A 19,719-nucleotide genomic window follows, 5' to 3' on the forward strand; every position below is an offset into this window, starting at 1 on the left:
ATTGTATCTTCTTTTGATTTAGACAATAGAAAAAGATGGCATCTAATCGCGATGATACGACAGAAAAAAGTCAGGAATCGGACGACCCGCCGGGTCCCGACGGGTTTCCGGTCATCGGTAATCTCCCGGACCTCTTTCAGGACCAACTCGGTCTCTACGAGCGGTGTGCCGAGGAGTACGGCGACGTAGTTCGCGTCGACGTGGGGGGCGAGGAGTTCTACCACGTCACCCACCCGGAGTACATCGAGCAGATACTCGTCAAAGACGACGCCAAGTACGTCAAGGGCGACTTCCAGCAGGAGGCGCTGGCGGGCGTCACCGGCGACGGGTTGTTCCTGAGCGAGGGCGAACAGTGGGAGCGCCAGCGGAAGATTATCCAACCGGCGTTCTTCCACGAGCGGGTGGACGAGGAGTACACCCAGATGATGACCGAGTACGCCGAGTCGCTGACCGACGACTGGGAGGACGGCCAGCGCATCTCGCTCCACGAGGAGATGCGGGCGCTCACCCTCCAGATTCTGGCCAAGACCCTGACCGGGCAGGACATCCGGAACAAGGAGACTGCAATCGGTGACGCCGGACACGCGATTACCGCGAAGTTCGGCGGGTCGAAGTCGTCGGTGTTCCTCCCCGACTGGCTTCCGACTCCGACGAACATCCGGTACAAGCGCACGCTCCAGCAGTTCACCGAGGTCATCGACGGGATGATACAGGAACGGAAGTCCGACGACACCGACCGCATCGACCTGCTGTCCATCCTTCTCGACGCCGAGGCCGACGACGGGAGTCAGATGTCGGACAAGACGGTCCGCGACCAGATTTTCTCGTTCCTGCTGGCGGGCCACGAGACGACTGCGCTCACCTTGACCTACTCGTGGTACCTGCTCTCGAAGAACCCCGAGAAGCGCGAAAAGTTGGTCGCCGAAATCGACGAGGTACTCGACGGCCGGACGCCGACGATGCAGGACTTGGACGAACTCGACTACCCCGACAAGGTGGTCAAGGAGTCGATGCGCCTCTACCCGCCGGTGTACAACTTCTTCCGGGAACCCGTGACCGACGTGGAAATCGGCGGCTACGAGATTCCGGAGGGAGCGACCCTTTCGCTCCCCCAGTGGGTCGTCCACCGCGACGAGCGATGGTACGACGACCCCGAGGAGTTCCGCCCCGAGCGATGGGCCGAGGAGTTGGAGGACGAGCGCCCGGACTACTCGTACTTCCCGTTCGGCGGCGGTCCGCGCCACTGCATCGGGATGCGCTTCGCCCGCATCGAGGCCCAACTGGTGCTGGCGACGGTGGCACAGGAGTTCGAACTCGAACTCGCCGAGGAAGACCCCTTGGAACTCGTCGCCGCCATCAACATCCAACCGAAAGACGAGATTCCGGTGCGCGTCGAGAAGCGTTAGGCGTCGGGTCGGTCCGACCAGTCGTCGGCCGGTCCGTACAGTCGGTCGTCGGCGGACTCGGCGTAGGGCATCGTCTCGGGCGCTTCGAGCAGTTCGAGTTGGTAGCCCCACGGCGCGGTGAAGTAGACGTAGGTCAGGCCGCCGGTGGGTCCCTCCTCGTTGTGCTGGGGCGTGCCGAGAATCTCGACGCCCTCGACGCCTTCGAGATAGTCGATGGCCGCGTCGATGTCCTCGACCTGAATCCCGAGGTGACTCGCGCCCACGTCGCTGTTGCTCGGGTGGCCTTCTTCTTGGTCGGGCGAGTCCCACTCGAACAGTTCGAGGTTGGTCGTCGGCCCGAACCGGAGCATCGCCAGTTGTCCCTCCGCCTCGGGGTGGACGTTCAGGTTGGTCTCCATGAACTCGGGGTCGGCGAACGGACCCTTCTCGTAGAGCAGTTCGGCACCGAGAACGTCAACGAAGAAGTCCACTGCCTCGTCCAAGTCGGGGACAGTGATACTGACGTGGTGGACGTTACGTGCCGTCGGAACGCCGGAGCGTGACTCGTCGGACATACGGGTGACTCGGGCCACGCGGCCCAAATCGTTTTTGTGTTGAGTCGGCGGGGACACCACATTCCTCAGGAAAGATTGGTATCTAGAACCGAAAATAATATCATCTTATATTTGCTCCTAAACCGTATGGAACGAGAACGAAATAAGGAATTCTGGCTCGATGCCCGACGATTTTTAGACGGGAACAGCAGTGTCGTCGCGGCAGGGTTCAATACCCTCGTAGACGCCCTTTTGGTCACTCCCGACCAGCGAGAGCAGTTCAGTCTCCCGGCGCGCACGGCGGCGGCCATCGAAGTCGAGAACGTAGACGACCTCGCAACCGTCGAGGACGGTGCAATCGTCGTCTCGTCCCACGCGGAGTGTCTCCGGCGAGCGAGCGAACAGGGGTTCCGGACGGGGTACCTGCCGCCGACGAACGGGGAGTTCGACCCCGAATCGGCGCTCGACTTGCTCGAAGGGAGCGCGGAGTACGGCATCTTCAACGGCGAAGCGCCCGAGGGATTCGAAGACGAACTCGGCGGCGCGGCGACGATACTCCGGCACGCGTCCAGTGCGGAGGCGGCGAAAAGTCGGCTAGACGGGTCGGCGGCGAGCGGGGGTGCACTGCTCTCGACCCGCGACGCACAGGACGTGTACGACGTTGGAAACGCGCTACTCAGGGAGTACCGCGGGGAAATCGCGGTCGAACCCCTCGAAATCACGCGGGTCGAACAGGTCGGCGTCGGCGAGCGAAGTTGCGTGGACGTGACTTCGCTGTTCTCGAAAGACGAGGGGATGGTCGTCGGTTCGACCGGCGACGGCGGGTTGTTCGTCTGTTCGGAGGCCCACTCTCCGCCGAACATGAGTCCGCGGCCGTTTCGGGTCAACGCCGGGTCGGTCCACGCCTACGTCAACGTCGCGGACGACGAGATAGAGTATCTGACCGAACTCTCGACAGGCGACGAAGTGCTGTGCGTCGATAAGGACGGTAACACGCGACCCGCCTCCATCGGGCGCAAGAAGACCGAGACCCGACCGCTGTTGCTCGTGGAAGCGACGGCTGGCGACCGGACCGTCGAAGCAGTGTTGCAGGACCACTGTCACGTCCGACTGATGGGTTCCGACGGGGAACCTCTCAACGTCACGGAAGCGTCGGTGGGCGACGAAGTGTTGGGTCACGTCCGAACGGCCGGAGATGCTGGCGATTAATTCGGCGGTCGGTTGGGATTCGTTCGATATGAACCGTATAAGTAGAAATAAGTAAGCGGTGAGGAAACACCAACAGCACGATGAGTCAACTTCTCACAGACAAGACGGCGGTCGTCACGGGCGCGGCCAGCGGTAACGGTCGCGCCATCGCACGACGGTTCGCCGAGGAAGGCGCGGACGTGGTTATCGCCGACGTACAGACCGAACCGCGGGAGGGCGGGCGTCCGACCCACGAGAAAATCGAGGCCGAGACGGACGCTCGGGCGACGTTCGTGGAGTGCGACGTGAGCGAACGTGCGGACGTGAAGCGCGCAGTCGAGGCGGCCGACGAGTTCGGTGGTCTCGACGTGATGGTCAACAACGCGGGCATCTCCGGACCCGAAAAGTCGTTCGTGGACCTCGAACAGGCCGAGTTCGAGAAGTTGATGCACGTGAACCTCAACGGCGTCTTCTACGGGTGTCAGGAGGCCGCCCTGAAGATGATAGCCCAAGGCGAGGGCGGGAGCATCATCAACATGTCGAGCGCCGGGGGACTCGTCGGGGTGCCCGACGCCTCGGCCTACTCGACGGCGAAGGGTGGCGTCCGCCTGTTGACCTACTCGCTCGCGGCCGAACTCGGCGAAGACGGGATTCGGGTGAACACGCTCCACCCCGGCGTCATCGAGACGGCGATGACGAAACGCGACGGGTCGATAATCGGGAGCGGTCGGAAAGAACTGCTGAAGCGCGGAGACGTGTCGTTCAAACAACTGATAAAGGGAAGTGTAAGAGGAGAAATAATAAAGCGCCACGCGATTCCGCTCTCGGAGTTCGGCGACCCCAAGCACGTCGCCGACGCCGCCGTCTTCCTCGCTTCGGACCTCTCGGAGTACATCTCCGCGGAGTCGATTGCGGTGGACGGTGGGATGGTCAACACCGCCTAATTCGGGAAGGGACTTCGAGAACAATACATTTTTATAAAACTTTCATAATTGGTAAGATATGACTGTTCACGTTACTGTTTGGAACGAATATCGGCACGAACGCGAAGATGACGAGATACGAGACCGGTATCCCGACGGGATTCACGGTGCTATCGCGGACGGGATTCGCGGCGACGACTTCGAAATCGAGACTGCCACGCTGGACGAACCGGAACACGGGCTAACCGAGTCGCGCCTCGACGCGACGGACGTGTTGTTCTGGTGGGGCCACGCCGCTCACGACGAGGTTGACGACGAGGTAGTCGAACGAGTCAAAAGACACGTCCGCGACGGCATGGGTCTCGTCGTCCTCCACTCCGGACAGGGGTCGAAGATATTCGGCGAACTACTCGGTACCACCGGCGAGGTCAAGTGGCGAAACGACGGCGAACGCGAGCGCCTCTGGGTCATCGACCAAGGCCACCCCATCGCCGACGGACTCGACGAGTACATCGAGATTCCGGCGGCGGCGACGTACGGCGAACCCTTCGACGTGCCCGAACCCGACTCGCTCGTGTTCGTGAGTTGGTTCGAGGGCGGCGAGGTGTTCCGGAGCGGTTGCTGTTACCGGCGCGGGAAGGGCCGCATCTTCTACTTCCGGCCGGGCGACGAGGCGTATCCGATTTACCACAACGAGGACGTTCACGACGTGTTGACCAACGCCGCGAAGTGGGCCGCACCCCGCGAAGGGTCGCCCGTCGAGTACGGCGAAGTCGAGATTCCCCCGGAAGCGTCGGAATAGTGTCGCCAAAAGTATCAAAAATTACTTTTACATAGTAACTTACTATAAATTGCATGTCATACGAATCGAACAATAACTCCGACCCGACGCCGGAAGGCTTCACCTACAGTCTCGTCCACTCGCTGGTATCTCCCTACTGGCAGTTCAACATCCTCGAAGTGAGTTACATGAGCATGGGGATGGTGCTGGCGGCGGTCAACCACGACTGGAGTTGGCAACTCTGGGCCATCGCCATGCCGTTCATGTGGTTCGCTGGCGAGGGAGCCAACAATCTGGACCTCGCCGACGAGGGCATGACCGTGGACATCGACTCGCGGGTTCAGTACGCGGTTGGCTACCTGATGCTCGGGGCCGCAGTCGTCCTCGGGGGCGTGCTGTCGTGGATGACCTCGTGGTGGTTCTTCTCGTTCGTCGTCCTCGGGGCGTTCGGGGCCGTGGCGTACAACCTCGAACTGTTCGACGGCCGACTTCACGACCGAGAGTACGTCACGGGCGTCGGCAACCTCGGGTTCACCGCCGCGTGGATTCCGACCGTCTCGGGGTACTTCCTGCTCTCGCCCGAGTTCGACGTGCAACTGCTCGGGGTCTCCATCTTCTCGTTCGGCCTGATGCTCATCCTGATGGCCATCGACTACGTGACCGAGGACCTGAAAGAACAGAAGTACGAGGCGTTCGACATCGAGTACACCCGCGACGTGGACGCGAAACTCGAACGACTCCAGCGCCGGGCGGCCAAGCAACACCCGATGCACAACTACGCGCTGTTGATTATGGCGGTCGGACTCGCGCTGATGTTCCTCTGACGGTCACTCCCGGTCGGCCCGGAACTGTTCGGTTCCGCTCTCGTGAAGTCTGCGCGAAACGTCCGCCACTCCTTCCTGCAAGTCGTCGTGGTACTCCACGAGCCTGTCGCGCAGTTCGTCGTGTTCCCGCGAGAGCATCTGTACCGCCGACAGCGCGGCGTTGAACGACTTGCCCGCGTCCACCGCGACGATTGGCGCGCCCGTTGGCATCCCCACCACCGAGGGCAGGGACTTCTCTTGGACCGGCACGCCGACGACCGGCAGGGGATAGGCCAGCGAAGCGGTCATGTTGGGCAGGTCGGCGGACTTGCCGCCAGCACCCGCGATAATCACGTCGAGTCCGCGCGCTTCCGCGGTTTCGGCGTAGGCGTACATCAGTTCGGGCGTGCGATGGGCCGACACCACGTAAGTCTCGAAGGTGAACCGGGCCTCGGGCGGGTCGTCGTAGTCGGTCACTTCCTCGAACCCGAGTTCGGTCAGGGCGTCGTACGCGCCGGGTCGTCCGTCCTCGGACCCGGCCATCACGTCGAGGTCCGAGTCGCTCCCCATCACGATGCCGATTTCGGGCGTCTCTTCGGTACTTCTGTCGCGCTCTGCCTCCGCTCGCAGGTCGTCGATGAGTGCTTGGAGTTCGCTCATTGGAATGTCACCTCGTCGCGCAGTTCGCGGGCCGCGTCGAGTAGTTCGTCGGTGTCGCTCTCGCAGTCGCCGACCACGGTCAGGTGGCCCATCTTCCGCAGGGGGTAGACCTCGTGTTTGCCGTACCAGTGATAGCTCGCGCCGGGGGCGGCGAGAATCGCCTCGTCGCCCGAGACCTCGGCCTGTCGGCGTTCGTCGCCGTCGCCCAGCAGGTTCGCCGACACCACGGGACTCCGGAGGTCGGTCGCGCCGAGGGGTCGGCCGGTCACGGCGCGGACGTGTTGCTCGAACTGGGAGGTCAGCGCGCCCTCGATGGTGTAGTGGCCCGAGTTGTGGGGCCGGGGCGCGATTTCGTTGACCAGAATCTCCCCTTCCGTCGTCTCGAAGAGTTCGATGCCGTAGACCCCTCGGCCGTCCAGCATCGCCAGCACGTCCTCGGCCACCTCGCGGGCGCGCTCTGCGACCGCTTCGTCGGTCCGGGCCGGAACGACCGTCTCGCGCAGAATCTCCTCGCGGTGGACGTTCTCGCCGAGCGGGAAGGTCGCGGTTTCGCCGTCGCCTTTCACGCCGATTATCGACACCTCGCGCTCGAAGTCCACGAACTCCTCTGCCACCGCGCCGCCTTCGACCTGCGCCAGCGCGTCGTCCACCTCGCTCTCGTCGGCGATGGGGACGTTACCCCGGCCGTCGTACCCGCCCTCGCGGGCCTTCAGCATGACGGGATAGCCGAAGTCCTCGATGGCGTCCGCCAAGTCCTCGCGGTCGTCCACCTGCCGGAAGTCGGGGACCGGAACCCCGGCGTCCCGCAGGGCGCGGTTCTGGACCAACTTGTCCTGAATCGTCCGGAGGGTGGCGGGGTCGGGGTTGACCGCCACGCCGTACTCGTCTTCGACCGCCGCCAACAGGTCGGGGTCGGCCAACTCGATTTCGTAGGTCAGGTAGTCGGCGCGTTCGGCCAACTCCCGAACGCCGTCCTCGTCGTCGAAGTCGCCGACGATTTGGTCCCGTGCCACCGGCGAGGCCGGGCAGTCGGGCGTCGGGTCGAGGACGACCACCTCGACTCCGAGGGGTGCGGCCGCCTCCGCCAGCATCCGACCGAGCTGTCCGCCGCCGACGACGCCGAGCGTCTCTGTGTCGGTCATCTGGTGGTGGGTTGTGGACGGGTCTGCATAAGATTTGCCAACTCGGGCGGTAGTTGTGCAAGAACGTGGCTACTCACCGCCGGGTCCGGGGTCGCTACTCACCGCCGCTCTCGGCGTCCGCGGGCCGGAGGTACTCCTCGTCAACGAAGAACACCGTTTCGCTCCCCCAGAGCGTGAGTTCTTCCTCGAAGGCCCGATAGCCGTCGAGACGCCGTGCGACCTGCCCCCGGTCCCCGGCGCGGGCCACGACGACCGGCGGCGGGTTCGACCCGACCACGCCGAGTTCGGTCGTGCTGTCTACCTCCGCGCCGTACATCTCGGTGTACCACGGCAGGGGCAGGCGGTCGTACCACCCGCCGCCCGCGGCCCACCGGTCGTTCTCGGACTCGTCGGCGACGTAGAAGTCCGACCCGTAGTACAGCACGTCGATGCCGTCGTTCCGTTTCGAGGCGTAGCGCACCCGTTCTAAGGTCGGGCGGAGACCCTCCGCGGGTTGGCCGTACTGGAGCAGGGCGTTCCTGTCCTCGCTGTCGGCGTCCACGTACTGGTCGGCGGGGTGCATGTACGTCGTGCTGGCGGCGGTGGCCGCGACCTGTCCGGCGACCAGCAGGACCAGCAGGGCCGCGAGCGTGGCGCTCACGCCGTCGCCGTCCGAGACGGCTTGCGCGCCCCACCGGACGAGGATGGCGAGACCGACTCCCGCCGGAATCGCCAGCGGAACGACCGCGTGGACGACCTCCCACGGGAAGGGGTTCTCCACGATGACGGGGTAGCCGAGGACGCTGACGAACCCCCAGTAGGACGCGAACGACACCACGTCGCGGGGTTTGTCGCCAACGTACCGGTCGGTGACGAACCCGACCACCGACAGGACGAGCAGTGCGGCCGCGCCCTCCCAGAGTATCGCGCCGAGCGACTCGAACGTCGAGAGGTACGACTTCTGGTTGCCCTCGCCCCACTTGCCGACGAACGACTCCCACGACCCCACGGTGGCTTCCTCGATTACCGCGGGGAACGTGCCGGGATTCGAGAAGGCCTTCCAGAGTCCGGGGTCCGAGATGCCCTGCGAGCGCGGCGCGTAGAAGAAGATTACCACCGCGAAGAAGACGACGACGCCGAGAACGAGATGTAGGCCCCACCGGTCGTGCCAGAGCGCGCGCCACGTCTCGCGGGCCTTCCGGCGGACCAGCGCCTTCCGGTCGTCGGCCTGCGCCGCCAGCACGAGTCGGTGGTCGAACAGGAGGACGGCCGCGCCCATCCACGTCACGACGTAGACCAGCACGTTCTCCTTCGTGGTGAACGCCAGCGCGAGCATCAGCGTCCCGAGATAGAGGTAGCGAGGCTTGCGGGTGTCGAACAGACGGACGTAGAACGCCAGCGCGTACACCATGAACGCCGCGAGAAGCACGTCGTTGCGCATGAACCGCGAGTAGTAGAGGACGACGGGGTTGGCCGCGAAGAAGAGTCCGACCGCTATCATCTCGGCACGGCGGAGTCGCTCGCGGAGCAACCACGCGGTCAGCGGAAGCAGGCCCGAGACGACGGCGACGGGCAGGCGCGCGAGGAAGTCGCTCGCGCCGAACCACTGGAAGAGGTACTTGTTGACGTGATAGAGAAACGGCCCGTGGATGACGGCGTGGTACTCCCAGATACCGTTCTCGGCGTAGCGGAGAATCCAGTACCCGACGCGGCCTTCGTCCCAGTGGAACACCCGCGCGCCGAGTCCGAACAGTCGAAGCGCCAGCGAAACCAGTGTCACGGCGAGAACCGCGAGCGCGGTTCGCGCGCCGACGGCCCGACCGAACGCGCTCGCGGGGTCGCGGGTCCACTGCCGAGCGTTGGCGGACCTCTCATCTGCGGTCATCGTTTCCCGAAACCATCCAGAGGGATACAAATTTTCCGGAGAACGGTAGTTCTTTTACTCGGCCAAACCTCCACCCGGACATGGTTTCCCTCGGTCTCGTCGTTTCGCGGTTCAACCGCGACGTAACTGAGCAGATGGAAGAACACGCGCGGGAGGCCGCCGCCGACCGCGGCGCGGAGGTCGTAGAGACGCTTCGCGTTCCCGGTGCGTACGACGCGCCGCTGGCGGCCGACCGCCTCGCCCGGCGCGAGGAAATCGACGCCGTGGCGGTGGTGGGGACCATCGTGACCGGCGACACCGACCACGACCAAGTTATCGCCGACGCCGCCGCACAGGGCCTGACCGACGTGAGTCTCGACCGCGACACGCCCGTCACCTTCGGCGTGAGCGGACCGGGCATGTCGGGAGCGGAGGCCCGCGAGCGGGCGGACAAAGGAGCGGAGGCGGTAGACGCCGCAGTCGAACTTTCGGAGGAACTCTAAATGCACTTTTCAGACCGAATCCAACGAGTCGAACCGAGCGCGACCCTCGCAATCAGCAACCTCGCCGCCGAACTGGAGGCCGAGGGCGCGGACGTAGTTGACCTGAGCGTGGGCGAACCCGACTTCCCGACGCCCGAGAACGTCGTCGCGGCCGGGAAGGAAGCGATGGACGCGGGACACACCGGCTACACCTCCTCGAACGGGATTCCGGAACTCAAGGAGACCATCGCCGAGAAGTTGCGCGACGACGGACTCGACCACGAGGCCGGAAACGTCATCGTGACCCCCGGCGCGAAGCAGGCGCTCTACGAGGCAATCCAGACGCTCGTGGACGACGGCGACGAAGTGGTCCTGTTGGACCCCGCGTGGGTCTCCTACGAGGCGATGGTGAAGTTGGCGGGCGGCGACTTGAACCGCGTGGACCTCGCGCCCCACGACTTCCAACTCGAACCCGCGCTGGACGAACTCGGCGAGGCGATGTCGGACGAGACCGAACTGCTCGTGGTCAACTCGCCGAGCAACCCGACCGGAGCGGTCTACTCCGACGCCGCGCTGGAGGGGGTCCGTGACCTCGCGGTCGAACACGACGTGACCGTCATCAGCGACGAAATCTATCAGGAGATTACCTACGGTGCGGAACCGACGAGTCTCGGCACCGTCGAGGGGATGGCCGACCGGACCGTCACGATAAACGGCTTCTCGAAGGCCTACTCGATGACCGGGTGGCGTCTGGGCTACTTCGCCGGGCCGGAAGAACTGATTTCGGAGGCCGGAAAGCTTCACTCCCACTCGGTCTCGTGTGCGACCAACTTCGTCCAGCACGCGGGCGTCGAAGCGTTGCGCAACACCGACGAGTCGGTCGAAGAGATGGTCGAAGCCTTCGCCGAGCGTCGGGAGTTCCTGCTCGACCGACTCGGCCAGCAAGGCGTCGAGGCACCCGAACCCGAGGGCGCGTTCTACCTCATGATGCCCGTCGCCGCCGACGACCAGACGTGGTGCGAGCAGGCCCTCGAAGAGGCCCACGTCGCCACAGTGCCCGGAAGCGCGTTCGGCGCGCCGGGGTACGCCCGCATCTCCTACGCCAACAGCAAGGAGCGCATCGGCGAGGCGGTGGACCGGTTGGTCGAGGCCGACCTGCTGTAGCGGCCGACCGCTCGTTTTCCCAGTTCCCACCGTCCGGGAACTTCCAGCTATCTTAAGGGACGGCGCGTCCTACCTCGGGACAGAGCCATCATGTACGACAGTATTCTGGTCCCTACCGACGGGAGCGAACACGCCGAACGCGCCGCCGAACACGCCCTGAGTCTGGCACGCGCGTTCGACTCGACTGTCCACTTCGTCAACGTCGTGGACGTACAGACCGAAGGTGGTCTGTTCAGCGCGGGCGGCGTAGACCGAGAGTTCGTCGGGCGACTCGAAGACCGCGGCCGCGAGAAGATTGCGACGCTGGAGGAGTTGGCCGAATCCGGCGACGACGTGCGGACGGCCGTCGTCAAAGGTCGGCCCTCGGAGGGCATCTTAGACTACGCCGAGGAGAACGACGCCGACCTCGTTCTGATGGGCACCCACGGCCGAACCGGACTGAACCGGTACGTCACGGGGAGCGTGGCCGAACGAGTCGTCCGCCTCTCGGACGCGCCGGTGTTCACGGTCCGGGCCACCGAGCGAAGCGTCGTCGGCGACGGCTACGACGACGTGCTGATTCCGACCGACGGGAGCGACTGCGCCGACGCCGCAGTTGCCCACGGCATCGCAATCGCCGAGCAGTACGACGCGACCGTCCACGCGGTCAACGTGATGAACGTTCGGGCGATGACGAGCGCCGACGAGATGCCGTCTCAGCCGACACTCCTCGAAACGTTCGAGGAACGCGGCGAGGAAGCCACCGAAGCGGTCGCGGAGCGTGCGCGGGAGGCCGGTCTCGACGCCGTGACCGCCGTCTGGAAGGGGACGCCAGCGGTGGGTCTGTTGGACTACGCCGACGACGAGGACGTGGACCTGATTGCGATGGGGACGCACGGACGGCGCGGACTCGACCGCTACTTCCTCGGGAGTACCACCGCGAAGGTCGTCAGAGCCTCGGAAGTGCCCGTCCTGTCGGTGCGCTCGTCGGAAGACGACGAAGACGCCGAGTGACGGCGCTCCGACGGAGCGCCGTCACTCGGCAGGTCGCACGCGGCGGGTCGGGCGGACCGCCGCCCTCACGCGCGGGCGAGCAGTTGCACCCAGTCGCCGTCCGAGACCGACTCGACCGAGAACCCGGCGTCATCGGCCAACTCGCGGAGTCGGTCGGCGCGGTAGAGCGTGAACCTCCGCCGGTCGTCGTCGTAGCTGTCGCCGACTTTCTCGCCGTCGCCGCGGGCAACCGACAGGAGCATCGCGCCGCCGGGTCGAAGCACGCGCCGGAACTCCCGGAGGGTCGCGGGCGCGTCCTCGCGGGGGACGTGGAGGAACGACGCGCAGGCCCACAGACCGTCGAAGGCGTCGGCCGCGAGACCGAGGGCGCGCATGTCCATCCGGACGAACGCGGCGTCGGGGGCGCGGTCGGTCGCGGTCCGGAGGAAGGCGGGCGTGAGGTCCACGCCGACGACTTCGTGGCCGCGGTCCGCGAAGGTGGCCGACTCCCATCCGGGACCGCATCCAACGTCGGCGACTCGGGGCGACTCCGCGGAGTCGCCCCGAGTCACCGGTTCGAGCGCGTCTACGAACTGCTCGACTAGTTCCCGAATTTGCGACCGGTCGCCGTGGCGCTCGCGGTACTCGTCGGCGACCGACTGGTAGGTGGCGATGGTGTCGGGATGGGTCATCGGTCGGCGGTTCGGCGTCGTGACTCTTGAAGTTGGCTCGGTCCTCTCGGAGTAGTCAGACCACCTTTTTTTCTCGTCGGGTGTCCTCGGGCGCTCGCTTCGCTCGCGCCCTGCGGCACCGCTCCTCGAAAAAATCTGGACCAAAAAAACCTGCTCGCTCACTCCGTTCGCTCGCAGTACGACTCGTCAGTCGAGACTCAGACCGGGGTGCCAGCGTTCCACGCCGTTCTCGGCCTTTATCTCGTCCATCTTCGCCAGAAGCTTCACCGCGAGGCTGGCGGTTTCGGCCGCGCGGTTCTCGCCCTCGGTCAGGAACTCGCCGGTCTCGCGGTTGGCGAACACCGAGCAGACCGCGCCCGCGCGGAGGCCGTAGATGTTCGCCAGCGTCATGATGGCGCTGGCCTCCATCTCGATGTTCTTGACGTTCGCGTCCTTCAGCCCCTCTACGAGTTCGTCGCTCCCCGCGGCCTCGAAGCCCTCGAATCCGGGGCGGCCCTGTCCGGCGTAGAAACTGTCGGCGCTCATCGTGATGCCGGTGTGGTAGTCGTAGCCGAGGCGCTCGGCGGCGGCGACCAGCGCCGAGACGACTTCGTAGTCGGCGACGGCGGGGTAGTCCTCGCGGACGTAGGCGTCACTGGTGCCTTCCTGCCGGACCCCGCCGGTGGTGATAACGAGGTCCCCGACTTCCATGTCGGGCTGAATCGCGCCGCACGAGCCGACGCGGATGAAAGTGTCCGCGCCGACGCGGGCCAACTCCTCGACGGCGATTGCCGCGGAGGGGCTACCGATGCCCGTGGAGGTGACGCTGATGGGCGTCCCCTCGTAGTCGCCGGTGACGGTCCGGTACTCGCGGTGGTGACCCACCTCGTCGGCGTCGTCCCAGAACTGGGTTATCTTCTCGATTCGCTCGGGGTTGCCCGGCAGGAGAACGGCGTCGGCCACGTCGCCCTCGCCGACTTCGAGGTGGTACTGCACGTCGTCGTTGGGGTCTTCGCTGTCTCCAGTCATGCCGTTGGCTGACTCGACCAGCGAGTATAAAGGCCGAGGGTGTCCTGTGGCGGAGACGGACGAGTTTCGGACCCTGACCCGGCGACTACCGAGCGAACGCCGGGCGAACGAGGACCGACCGCCGGAGGCGCGAGCGAGGGAGTCGGTCGTCGCGGCCCACGCTCGACCAATCAATCCACGGTTTGGGTGGATGAAAGGGGGCTTTCGAGGAAAAGACGACTTCTCCGGTTCCTGCGGAGCGGGCGGGGGCGTTCGAGAACGTCTTAGCGACGATTAAACGTCGGTTCGACACCTCGAACGTCTCTCCGTCGCTACTCCAGCATCTCCTCGGTGATGGTGTTCGGCAGGAGTTCGCCGAGGGTGTACTCCGACACCGCGTACTCGTCGCCGTCGTCGCCCTCGTCACAGAGGACCGGCAGGTCGTCGTCGCAGAACTCCGCGAGCGTCTGGCGGCACATTCCGCAGGGGGTCACACCGTCCCGAGCGCCGGAACTCACCGCAAGCGCCGCGAAGTCGCGGTGGCCCTCCTTGACCGCCTCGGCGATGGCGACTTCCTCGGCGTGGAGCGAGTTGCTGTAGTTGGCGTTCTCGATGTTGCACCCGACGTAGACGCTCCCGTCGGCGGTCTGGAGCGCCGCGCCGACCGGGTAGTCCGAGTAGGGTACGTGAGCGTCGGCCTGCACTTCGCGGGCGGCCGTGAGGAGTTCGTTCATGGTAGCGGGGCTTCGAAGGCGCGGGGCATATATCTCCCGCCCGCCAGCGGAGGGCGGGTGACTCGCTAGTAGCCCACCCAGAACTATATTTTCGTTTCCTAAGAAATTGTATTTATTTGTCTAAGAAATCTATTTCTATTCAGTCGGACAGAAGACGCCGACGGCTGAAGAAGCCAGCGACCCGAGGGTTCAAGTACGAGAACGCGACGAATCCTGTCCGGACGCTTCGCGCGGTTCCGGGCGCGGGCGGCGCGCGGGCAGTGCCCGCGCGCCGCGGGACCGCCAGTCCGACTAACCGGAGACGGCTGAGCCACTATCGCCGAGTTGCATCGCTGTCGTGGTGTGGGCATCGGGCGTCGAGTCGCGGGTCGAGGAGAGGCGTCTGTACGCTCCATCAGTCGAAGACCGTCGCGTCACCGCGACTGCACAGCACCGCAACCACACTGCTACCGCGACGACTGGAGGCCGACGGGCAAACGCAGACGACCGGAAACCGACGGGCAAGCGGGGGACAGGCTTGCGCCAATCAGGACCGCACCGCGCGGGCCACACGCCTCCCCAACCGACTGCGTTGCCTGCGGTCGCAAGTCAGCGAGGCGCGAAGCGTCTCGCAAGCCTCGGTCGCTCCGCTCCCGACGACCTCACGCAACAAAATGACGAAGGGGAAATCAATCGAGGGCGTGATTCACCCGCCAGAGACCCCTCCCCGCCGAGTAATCGCCGCGTTCTTCGACCGCGTTCCATCCTGCCAATGGCGTTACGTTCATGACGCGCCGGGTCGTAGGTGGGCGTACGGAATGAGGCGCGACTACTTCACGCTGGAGGTTCGAAACGTCGATTGGGTCGAGGAGGACGCGGAAGCCAAGAAGCCGACGGTAATCATCGACTTCGAGGGTCCGTCCTCGACGCTCCGCGAGCGCCTCACGGGGACAGGCGACGAACTGCTCGACGCCGAGGAGACCGACGTGGCGTTCCGACTCCAAGGCCCGGTGGACGACGACGACACCGCGGGTGTCGTCAGCGTCACCAACCGCATCACGGGAGACTTCGTTCTCGAACTCAATCAGGACGCCGACGACGTTCTCAAGTTCATCGCGGCGGCCCGCGAGTACGGGAAGACGACCGGCGACATGGACGGACGCTACCACGTCGAAATCAGCATCAACGGCGAGGACCTCGTGGAGTACGAGAAGAGTACGTTCCTCGTCTACAACGACGAGGGCAACCTCCTCCGACAGCACAGTCTCATCCCGAGCGGCGTCGAACTCTGACCCCTCTCGCTCGTCGGCGACGTACCTCCCTCCGATTCCTCAGAAGGTACCGAACAGCAACAGATACGCGAGGATAATCGCCGCCAGCAGGACGATGCCGCCGATGACCGTGTTGAACAGGCCCTCCGGGTCGGTCAGACTGAATTTCATACCTCGAACTACCACGACTGACGGCTTATGTGTCACGGGCATTCGGCCCGTACCGACTCGTTCGACGCCGTTCGGCCTGTCGTACGTCTCACCACTCTCGTCCGCTCGCGACCTCCGGGAGTACCGTCTCCCGGACCCCCGTCCGTAGAAGTCGAACCGCGGAAAGCTAAGTATCAGGCTCCCCGAAGTCCCGACATGAACCTCTTCGGGACCGCGGGCATCCGCGGGAGTGCAGTCGAGACGGTGACGCCGGAACTCGCGCTGGCGGTCGGGCGGGCGGCCGGACGCGACGGAGACGAGTTCGTCGTCGCGCGCGACGGCCGCGAGACCGGCCCCGCGTTGGCCGCCGCGATGGAGGCCGGACTCGAAAGCGCCGGGGCCGACGTTCGACGGGCGGGCCAACTGCCGACCCCGGCGCTCGCGTTCGCCTCGCAGGGGCGGCGCGGCGCGATGCTGACCGCCAGCCACAACCCACCGACCGACAACGGCATCAAACTGTTCGCCGACGGCGAGGAGTACGACCGGGATGCCGAGCGGACCATCGACCGGCGGGTCGAGGACGACGACCCGCCGGTCGCGTGGGACGAGTGGGGCGACCGAGAGCGCGTGGGCGTGTTGGACGACTACCGGGATGCGGTCGTGGGGTACGCCACCGACCACGGCGCGCCCCTCGACGGCCTGCGCGTCGTGGTCGATTGCGGCAATGGGATGGCGGCAGTCGCCACGCCCCAAGTTCTCCGCGCCCTCGGCGCGAACGTCGTCACCCTCAACGCCAACGTGGACGGCCACTTCCCCGGCCGGGAGAGCAAACCGACGCCCGAGACCCTCGAAGACCTCCGGGAGTTCCTCCGGGCGGACCCCGATGCCGACCTCGGAATCGGCCACGACGGGGACGCCGACCGCATCGTCGTCGTGGATGGTGACGGCGAAGTCGTCCACGAGGACACCGTAGTCGCGCTCCTCGCCAGCCACTACACCGAACGGAGCGAGGCCGACGACCCCGTGGTCGTGACGACGCCCAACGCCTCCGGACGAATCGACGAGCAGGTCGAGACTGCCGGGGGTCGCGTCGAGCGCGTCCGACTCGGCGCGCTCCACGAGGGCATCGCCGCGGCCCGCGAGGACGGCGGCGACGACACCGAAGTCGTCTTCGCGGCCGAACCGTGGAAGCACGTCCACACCCGGTTCGGCGGGTGGATAGACGGCGTGGTCAGCGCCGCCGTCGTCTCCCGACTCGTCGCCGACGCAGGGGGTCTCGCGCCGCTTCGGGAACCCGTCACCGAGCGACCCTACCGGAAGGTCAGCGTCTCGTGTCCGGACGACGCCAAGTCGGACGTGATGGCCCGACTCGAAACCGCGATTCCCGACCGCTTCCCCGAGGCCGACGTTGCGACCGAGTACGGCGTCCGGGCGACTCTCCCCGACGGGTCGTGGGTGTTGGTCCGGCCGAGCGGAACCGAACCCTACGTTCGCATCTACGCCGAGAGCGACGACGTGGACGCACTCGTCGCGGAGGCGTCCGACGCCGTGGAGGGCGAAGTCGAAGCGCAGTCCTGACGCCCTCGGATGAAATGTCGGGGAACAGTCGCTCGAAGTGGTATTTTCCACGGTTTTAGTTTTGAAGCGACGGTTTTATAGCGCGTTGCCGAGGTATGTCGGATACGATGGCGAAAATTGACAAAGGGAAACGTCAGGTACTGAAGGTCGGCGGTGCGGGACTTCTCGGAACCGGACTCGCGGGATGTCTCGGTGGCGGCGGTGGCGGTAGCGAGACGACCACCGAGGAGTCCGGCGACGAGACGACAGAATCCTCCGGGTCGGACTCGACCACCGAGTCGGACTCAACGACTACGAAGTCCGACCCGCTGAACGTCGGGATGGTGTACGCGACGGGCGGACTCGGTGACAACTCGTTCAACGACATGGCCCACAAGGGCATCCAGAAGGCCGAGTCGGACTTCGGCACCTCGTTCAAGAACGCCGAACCGAGCAGTCCGAGCGACGTGGCGACTCTCCAGCGCAAGTTCGCGCGCTCCCAGAACTACGACCTCATCAGTTGCATCGGGTTCGTGCAGGCCAGCGCCCTCAAGGAGAACGCGAAGCGATTCGGCGACCAGAACTTCATGGTCGTGGACACCGTGGTTGAGAGGGACAACGTGTCGAGTTACACGTTCAAGGAACACCAAGGCTCGTTCCAAGTCGGTCACCTCGCGGGCCTGCTGACCGACATGGACTTCAGCGCGGGCGGTGGCGAGACCAACGACGACCTGACGGTCGGATTCGTCGGCGGTAAGGAAGTCCCGCTCATCAAGAAGTTCGAGGCGGGATTCAAAGCCGGAGTCAAACACGCTAACTCCGACGTTAGCGTGCGAACGGCGTACGTCGGCGCGTGGAGTGACCCCGGAAAGGGCCAGTCCATCGCCAACTCGATGTACGACAAAGGGGCCGACATCGTCTACCACTCCGCTGGCGGTAGCGGAAACGGCGTGTTCAAGGCGGCTCAGAGCAAGGGCCGGTACGCCATCGGCGTGGACGCCGACCAGTCCAAGAGTCTGCCCAAGTACAGCAACGTCATCCTCGCCAGCATGGTCAAGTACGTGGACGAGGCCGTCTATCGGTCGGTCGAGCGCACTTCGAACGGCAACTTCGACGGCGGGTCGGTTCACAGCCTCGGTCTGGAGAAGAACGGCGTCGCGGCAGTCTACGGCGAGGACCTCGGGTCGGAGATTCCCGACTCCGTGAAGTCGAAACTCGACGCTTCCCGGAAGAAGGTCGTCGCGGGCGACATCGAAGTTCCGACCAAGCCCGGAAACGTCTGAATTACCGCTACTCACCTCTTTTCTCTCGGTTTCGAGGTATCTCCCGAGCAACAAAGCATCGGATTCATCACGTTCGATAGTAAACGTGGATGGGATGCGGGGGAGAAACAAACGCAGACGGCGACTCTTGCAGATGTTAGGGGGAACGGCCGCGTTCGGGGCGACCGGACTCTTACAGAACGACCCGACCAACGTCGGGATGGTGTACGCCACCGGGGGTCTCGGGGACAACTCGTTCAACGACATGGCTCACGCGGGGATTCAGCGCGCGAGCGAGGAGTTCCGAGTCGAGTTTACGAACGCCGAACCGGGGAGTCCGAGCGACGTGGCGACCCTCCAGCGGCGGTTCGCGCGCTCCCGGAATCCCGACTACGAGCTCGTCTGCTGTATCGGGTTCGTCCAACAGAACGCGCTGGCCCAGAACGCGAAGCGATTCGGCGACCAGAACTTCATGGTCGTAGACACCGTGGTCGAGTCGCCGAACGTCGCCAGTTACGTGTTCAAGGAGCATCAGGGGTCGTTCCAAGTCGGCCACCTCGCGGGTCTGATGACCGACATGGACTTCAGTGCCGGGGCGGGAGAGACCAACGACGACCTGACCGTCGGGTTCGTCGGCGGCAAGGAGATACCGCTCATCAAGAAGTTCGAGGCGGGGTATCTAGCCGGGGTCAAGCACGCGAACCCGGAGGTAAACGTTCTGTCGGCCTACGCGGGTGCGTGGAACGACCCCGCGAAGGGTCAGTCCATCGCCAACTCGATGTACAGCAACGGCGCGGACATCATCTACCACGCCGCGGGCGGCACGGGGACGGGAGTGTTCAAGGCGGCCCAGAGCAACGGCCGGTACGCCATCGGCGTGGACGCCGACCAGTCCCAGAGCCTTCCGGAGTACGCCAACGTCATCCTCGCCAGCATGGTCAAACACGTAGACGAGGCGGTCTTTCGGTCGGTCGAGCGCGTGGTCGACGACAACTTCGACGGCGGGACCGTCCACCGCCTCGGACTCCAGAAAGATGGCGTCGAGGCGGTCTACGGGAACCAGTTGGAGTCCGAAATCCCACGGCGCGTCAAGTCGGCGCTCCAGCAGTCCCAGCGGAAGATAACGAACGGTGGGATTTCGGTCCCGACCGAACCGGCCGCAGTCGGGCAGGCGACGACTTCCGAGTAGC

Annotated in this window: 18 protein-coding genes and 1 pseudogene; 12 read left to right on the forward strand and 7 right to left on the reverse strand. The window is 65.0% G+C overall.

What is annotated here, in order from left to right:
- Nucleotides 1-35 precede the first annotated feature (35 nt).
- The gene (locus tag P2T60_RS05060) at nucleotides 36-1,406 is read left to right on the forward strand and encodes a cytochrome P450 (RefSeq protein ID WP_276281468.1); all 1,371 of its coding nucleotides are present in this window, start codon (nucleotides 36-38) and stop codon (nucleotides 1,404-1,406) included.
- Here the strand turns inward: P2T60_RS05060 and P2T60_RS05065 are convergent.
- Nucleotides 1,403-1,960, reverse strand: coding sequence for a VOC family protein (locus tag P2T60_RS05065; RefSeq protein ID WP_276281469.1), 558 nt, complete (start codon nucleotides 1,958-1,960; stop codon nucleotides 1,403-1,405). The genes P2T60_RS05060 and P2T60_RS05065 overlap by 4 nt on opposite strands.
- Nucleotides 1,961-2,086: 126 nt before the next feature.
- Between P2T60_RS05065 and P2T60_RS05070 the strand changes: the two genes are divergently transcribed.
- The 4 genes from P2T60_RS05070 to P2T60_RS05085 all read left to right on the forward strand — a co-directional run bounded on the left by P2T60_RS05070 (nucleotide 2,087) and on the right by P2T60_RS05085 (nucleotide 5,655).
- On the forward strand, nucleotides 2,087-3,148 hold the full coding sequence (locus P2T60_RS05070) for a 3-dehydroquinate synthase II domain-containing protein (RefSeq protein ID WP_276281470.1): 1,062 nt from the start codon (nucleotides 2,087-2,089) through the stop codon (nucleotides 3,146-3,148).
- Nucleotides 3,149-3,228: 80 nt separating this feature from the next.
- Nucleotides 3,229-4,071 (forward strand): SDR family oxidoreductase, encoded by an 843-nt coding sequence (locus P2T60_RS05075; RefSeq protein WP_276281471.1) that lies wholly within the window; start codon nucleotides 3,229-3,231, stop codon nucleotides 4,069-4,071.
- A 58-nt stretch (nucleotides 4,072-4,129) separates the two neighbouring features.
- The gene (locus tag P2T60_RS05080) at nucleotides 4,130-4,852 is read left to right on the forward strand and encodes a ThuA domain-containing protein (protein WP_276281472.1); all 723 of its coding nucleotides are present in this window, start codon (nucleotides 4,130-4,132) and stop codon (nucleotides 4,850-4,852) included.
- 53 nt (nucleotides 4,853-4,905) lie between these two features.
- Nucleotides 4,906-5,655, forward strand: a complete 750-nt coding sequence (locus P2T60_RS05085; RefSeq protein WP_276281473.1) for a UbiA prenyltransferase family protein — start codon at nucleotides 4,906-4,908, stop codon at nucleotides 5,653-5,655.
- Between the two features lie 3 nt (nucleotides 5,656-5,658).
- Here the strand turns inward: P2T60_RS05085 and purE are convergent, their stop codons facing one another.
- From purE to P2T60_RS05100, 3 genes and pseudogenes are all read right to left on the reverse strand, one after another.
- Nucleotides 5,659-6,294 carry a 5-(carboxyamino)imidazole ribonucleotide mutase gene (gene purE, locus P2T60_RS05090; RefSeq protein WP_382209821.1) on the reverse strand — a complete coding sequence of 212 codons (636 nt, stop codon included), beginning with the start codon at nucleotides 6,292-6,294 and terminating at the stop codon, nucleotides 5,659-5,661.
- Nucleotides 6,291-7,448: pseudogene (locus P2T60_RS05095) on the reverse strand (5-(carboxyamino)imidazole ribonucleotide synthase); the annotation flags it as partial. The pseudogene P2T60_RS05095 and the gene purE, both read right to left, overlap by 4 nt.
- 82 nt (nucleotides 7,449-7,530) lie before the next feature.
- The gene (locus P2T60_RS05100) at nucleotides 7,531-9,300 is read right to left on the reverse strand and encodes a flippase activity-associated protein Agl23 (RefSeq protein ID WP_276281475.1); all 1,770 of its coding nucleotides are present in this window, start codon (nucleotides 9,298-9,300) and stop codon (nucleotides 7,531-7,533) included.
- Between the two features lie 80 nt (nucleotides 9,301-9,380).
- Here P2T60_RS05100 and ribH point away from each other — a divergent pair, with 80 nt between their 5' ends.
- The 3 genes from ribH to P2T60_RS05115 all read left to right on the forward strand — a co-directional run bounded on the left by ribH (nucleotide 9,381) and on the right by P2T60_RS05115 (nucleotide 11,918).
- On the forward strand, nucleotides 9,381-9,782 hold the full coding sequence (gene ribH, locus P2T60_RS05105; RefSeq protein WP_276281476.1) for a 6,7-dimethyl-8-ribityllumazine synthase: 402 nt from the start codon (nucleotides 9,381-9,383) through the stop codon (nucleotides 9,780-9,782).
- Nucleotides 9,783-10,925, forward strand: coding sequence for a pyridoxal phosphate-dependent aminotransferase (locus P2T60_RS05110; RefSeq protein WP_276281477.1), 1,143 nt, complete (start codon nucleotides 9,783-9,785; stop codon nucleotides 10,923-10,925).
- A gap of 90 nt (nucleotides 10,926-11,015) precedes the next feature.
- Entirely contained in the window at nucleotides 11,016-11,918 is a 903-nt protein-coding gene (locus P2T60_RS05115; protein ID WP_276281478.1) for a universal stress protein, read from the forward strand.
- A 65-nt stretch (nucleotides 11,919-11,983) separates the two neighbouring features.
- On the opposite strand, the gene P2T60_RS05120 is transcribed toward P2T60_RS05115, so the two are convergent.
- From P2T60_RS05120 to cdd, 3 genes are all read right to left on the reverse strand, one after another.
- A complete protein-coding gene (locus P2T60_RS05120) occupies nucleotides 11,984-12,589 on the reverse strand; it encodes a class I SAM-dependent methyltransferase (RefSeq protein WP_276281479.1) in 606 nt (201 codons plus the stop codon).
- A 186-nt stretch (nucleotides 12,590-12,775) separates the two neighbouring features.
- A complete protein-coding gene (locus P2T60_RS05125) occupies nucleotides 12,776-13,597 on the reverse strand; it encodes a nucleoside phosphorylase (RefSeq protein ID WP_276281480.1) in 822 nt (273 codons plus the stop codon).
- 311 nt (nucleotides 13,598-13,908) lie between these two features.
- Complete coding sequence (gene cdd, locus P2T60_RS05130; RefSeq protein WP_276281481.1) at nucleotides 13,909-14,310, reverse strand: cytidine deaminase; 402 nt, start codon at nucleotides 14,308-14,310, stop codon at nucleotides 13,909-13,911.
- A 797-nt stretch (nucleotides 14,311-15,107) separates the two neighbouring features.
- On the opposite strand from cdd, the gene P2T60_RS05135 reads away from it, so the two are divergent.
- The 4 genes from P2T60_RS05135 (at nucleotide 15,108) to P2T60_RS05150 (ending at nucleotide 19,718) form a co-directional block, all read left to right on the forward strand.
- Nucleotides 15,108-15,581: a DUF5793 family protein gene (locus tag P2T60_RS05135; protein WP_276281482.1), complete on the forward strand. Its 474-nt coding sequence runs from the start codon at nucleotides 15,108-15,110 to the stop codon at nucleotides 15,579-15,581.
- Between the two features lie 345 nt (nucleotides 15,582-15,926).
- Entirely contained in the window at nucleotides 15,927-17,288 is a 1,362-nt protein-coding gene (locus P2T60_RS05140; RefSeq protein ID WP_276281483.1) for a phosphohexomutase domain-containing protein, read from the forward strand.
- A gap of 107 nt (nucleotides 17,289-17,395) precedes the next feature.
- Complete coding sequence (locus P2T60_RS05145) at nucleotides 17,396-18,550, forward strand: BMP family lipoprotein (RefSeq protein WP_276281484.1); 1,155 nt, start codon at nucleotides 17,396-17,398, stop codon at nucleotides 18,548-18,550.
- 133 nt (nucleotides 18,551-18,683) lie between these two features.
- Nucleotides 18,684-19,718, forward strand: a complete 1,035-nt coding sequence (locus P2T60_RS05150) for a BMP family lipoprotein (protein ID WP_276281485.1) — start codon at nucleotides 18,684-18,686, stop codon at nucleotides 19,716-19,718.
- The last annotated feature ends 1 nt before the right edge of the window (nucleotide 19,719 follow it).

It is taken from the genome of Halorussus caseinilyticus, assembly GCF_029338395.1.
GTDB classification, from domain to species: Archaea; Halobacteriota; Halobacteria; order Halobacteriales; family Haladaptataceae; genus Halorussus; species Halorussus caseinilyticus.

Excerpts from the sequence above, each read along its gene's own strand:
- P2T60_RS05060 (WP_276281468.1), top strand. The coding sequence starts at position 36 with ATGGCATCTAATCGCGATGATACGACAGAAAAAAGTCAGGAATCGGAC.
- P2T60_RS05140 (WP_276281483.1), top strand. The coding sequence starts at position 15,927 with ATGAACCTCTTCGGGACCGCGGGCATCCGCGGGAGTGCAGTCGAGACG.
- P2T60_RS05145 (WP_276281484.1), top strand. The coding sequence starts at position 17,396 with ATGGCGAAAATTGACAAAGGGAAACGTCAGGTACTGAAGGTCGGCGGT.
- P2T60_RS05115 (WP_276281478.1), top strand. The coding sequence starts at position 11,016 with ATGTACGACAGTATTCTGGTCCCTACCGACGGGAGCGAACACGCCGAA.
- P2T60_RS05100 (WP_276281475.1), bottom strand. The coding sequence starts at position 9,300 with ATGACCGCAGATGAGAGGTCCGCCAACGCTCGGCAGTGGACCCGCGAC.
- P2T60_RS05075 (WP_276281471.1), top strand. The coding sequence starts at position 3,229 with ATGAGTCAACTTCTCACAGACAAGACGGCGGTCGTCACGGGCGCGGCC.
- P2T60_RS05110 (WP_276281477.1), top strand. The coding sequence starts at position 9,783 with ATGCACTTTTCAGACCGAATCCAACGAGTCGAACCGAGCGCGACCCTC.
- purE (WP_382209821.1), bottom strand. The coding sequence starts at position 6,294 with ATGAGCGAACTCCAAGCACTCATCGACGACCTGCGAGCGGAGGCAGAG.
- ribH (WP_276281476.1), top strand. The coding sequence starts at position 9,381 with ATGGTTTCCCTCGGTCTCGTCGTTTCGCGGTTCAACCGCGACGTAACT.
- P2T60_RS05070 (WP_276281470.1), top strand. The coding sequence starts at position 2,087 with ATGGAACGAGAACGAAATAAGGAATTCTGGCTCGATGCCCGACGATTT.
- P2T60_RS05085 (WP_276281473.1), top strand. The coding sequence starts at position 4,906 with ATGTCATACGAATCGAACAATAACTCCGACCCGACGCCGGAAGGCTTC.
- cdd (WP_276281481.1), bottom strand. The coding sequence starts at position 14,310 with ATGAACGAACTCCTCACGGCCGCCCGCGAAGTGCAGGCCGACGCTCAC.
- P2T60_RS05135 (WP_276281482.1), top strand. The coding sequence starts at position 15,108 with ATGAGGCGCGACTACTTCACGCTGGAGGTTCGAAACGTCGATTGGGTC.
- P2T60_RS05150 (WP_276281485.1), top strand. The coding sequence starts at position 18,684 with ATGTTAGGGGGAACGGCCGCGTTCGGGGCGACCGGACTCTTACAGAAC.
- P2T60_RS05080 (WP_276281472.1), top strand. The coding sequence starts at position 4,130 with ATGACTGTTCACGTTACTGTTTGGAACGAATATCGGCACGAACGCGAA.
- P2T60_RS05120 (WP_276281479.1), bottom strand. The coding sequence starts at position 12,589 with ATGACCCATCCCGACACCATCGCCACCTACCAGTCGGTCGCCGACGAG.
- P2T60_RS05065 (WP_276281469.1), bottom strand. The coding sequence starts at position 1,960 with ATGTCCGACGAGTCACGCTCCGGCGTTCCGACGGCACGTAACGTCCAC.
- P2T60_RS05125 (WP_276281480.1), bottom strand. The coding sequence starts at position 13,597 with ATGACTGGAGACAGCGAAGACCCCAACGACGACGTGCAGTACCACCTC.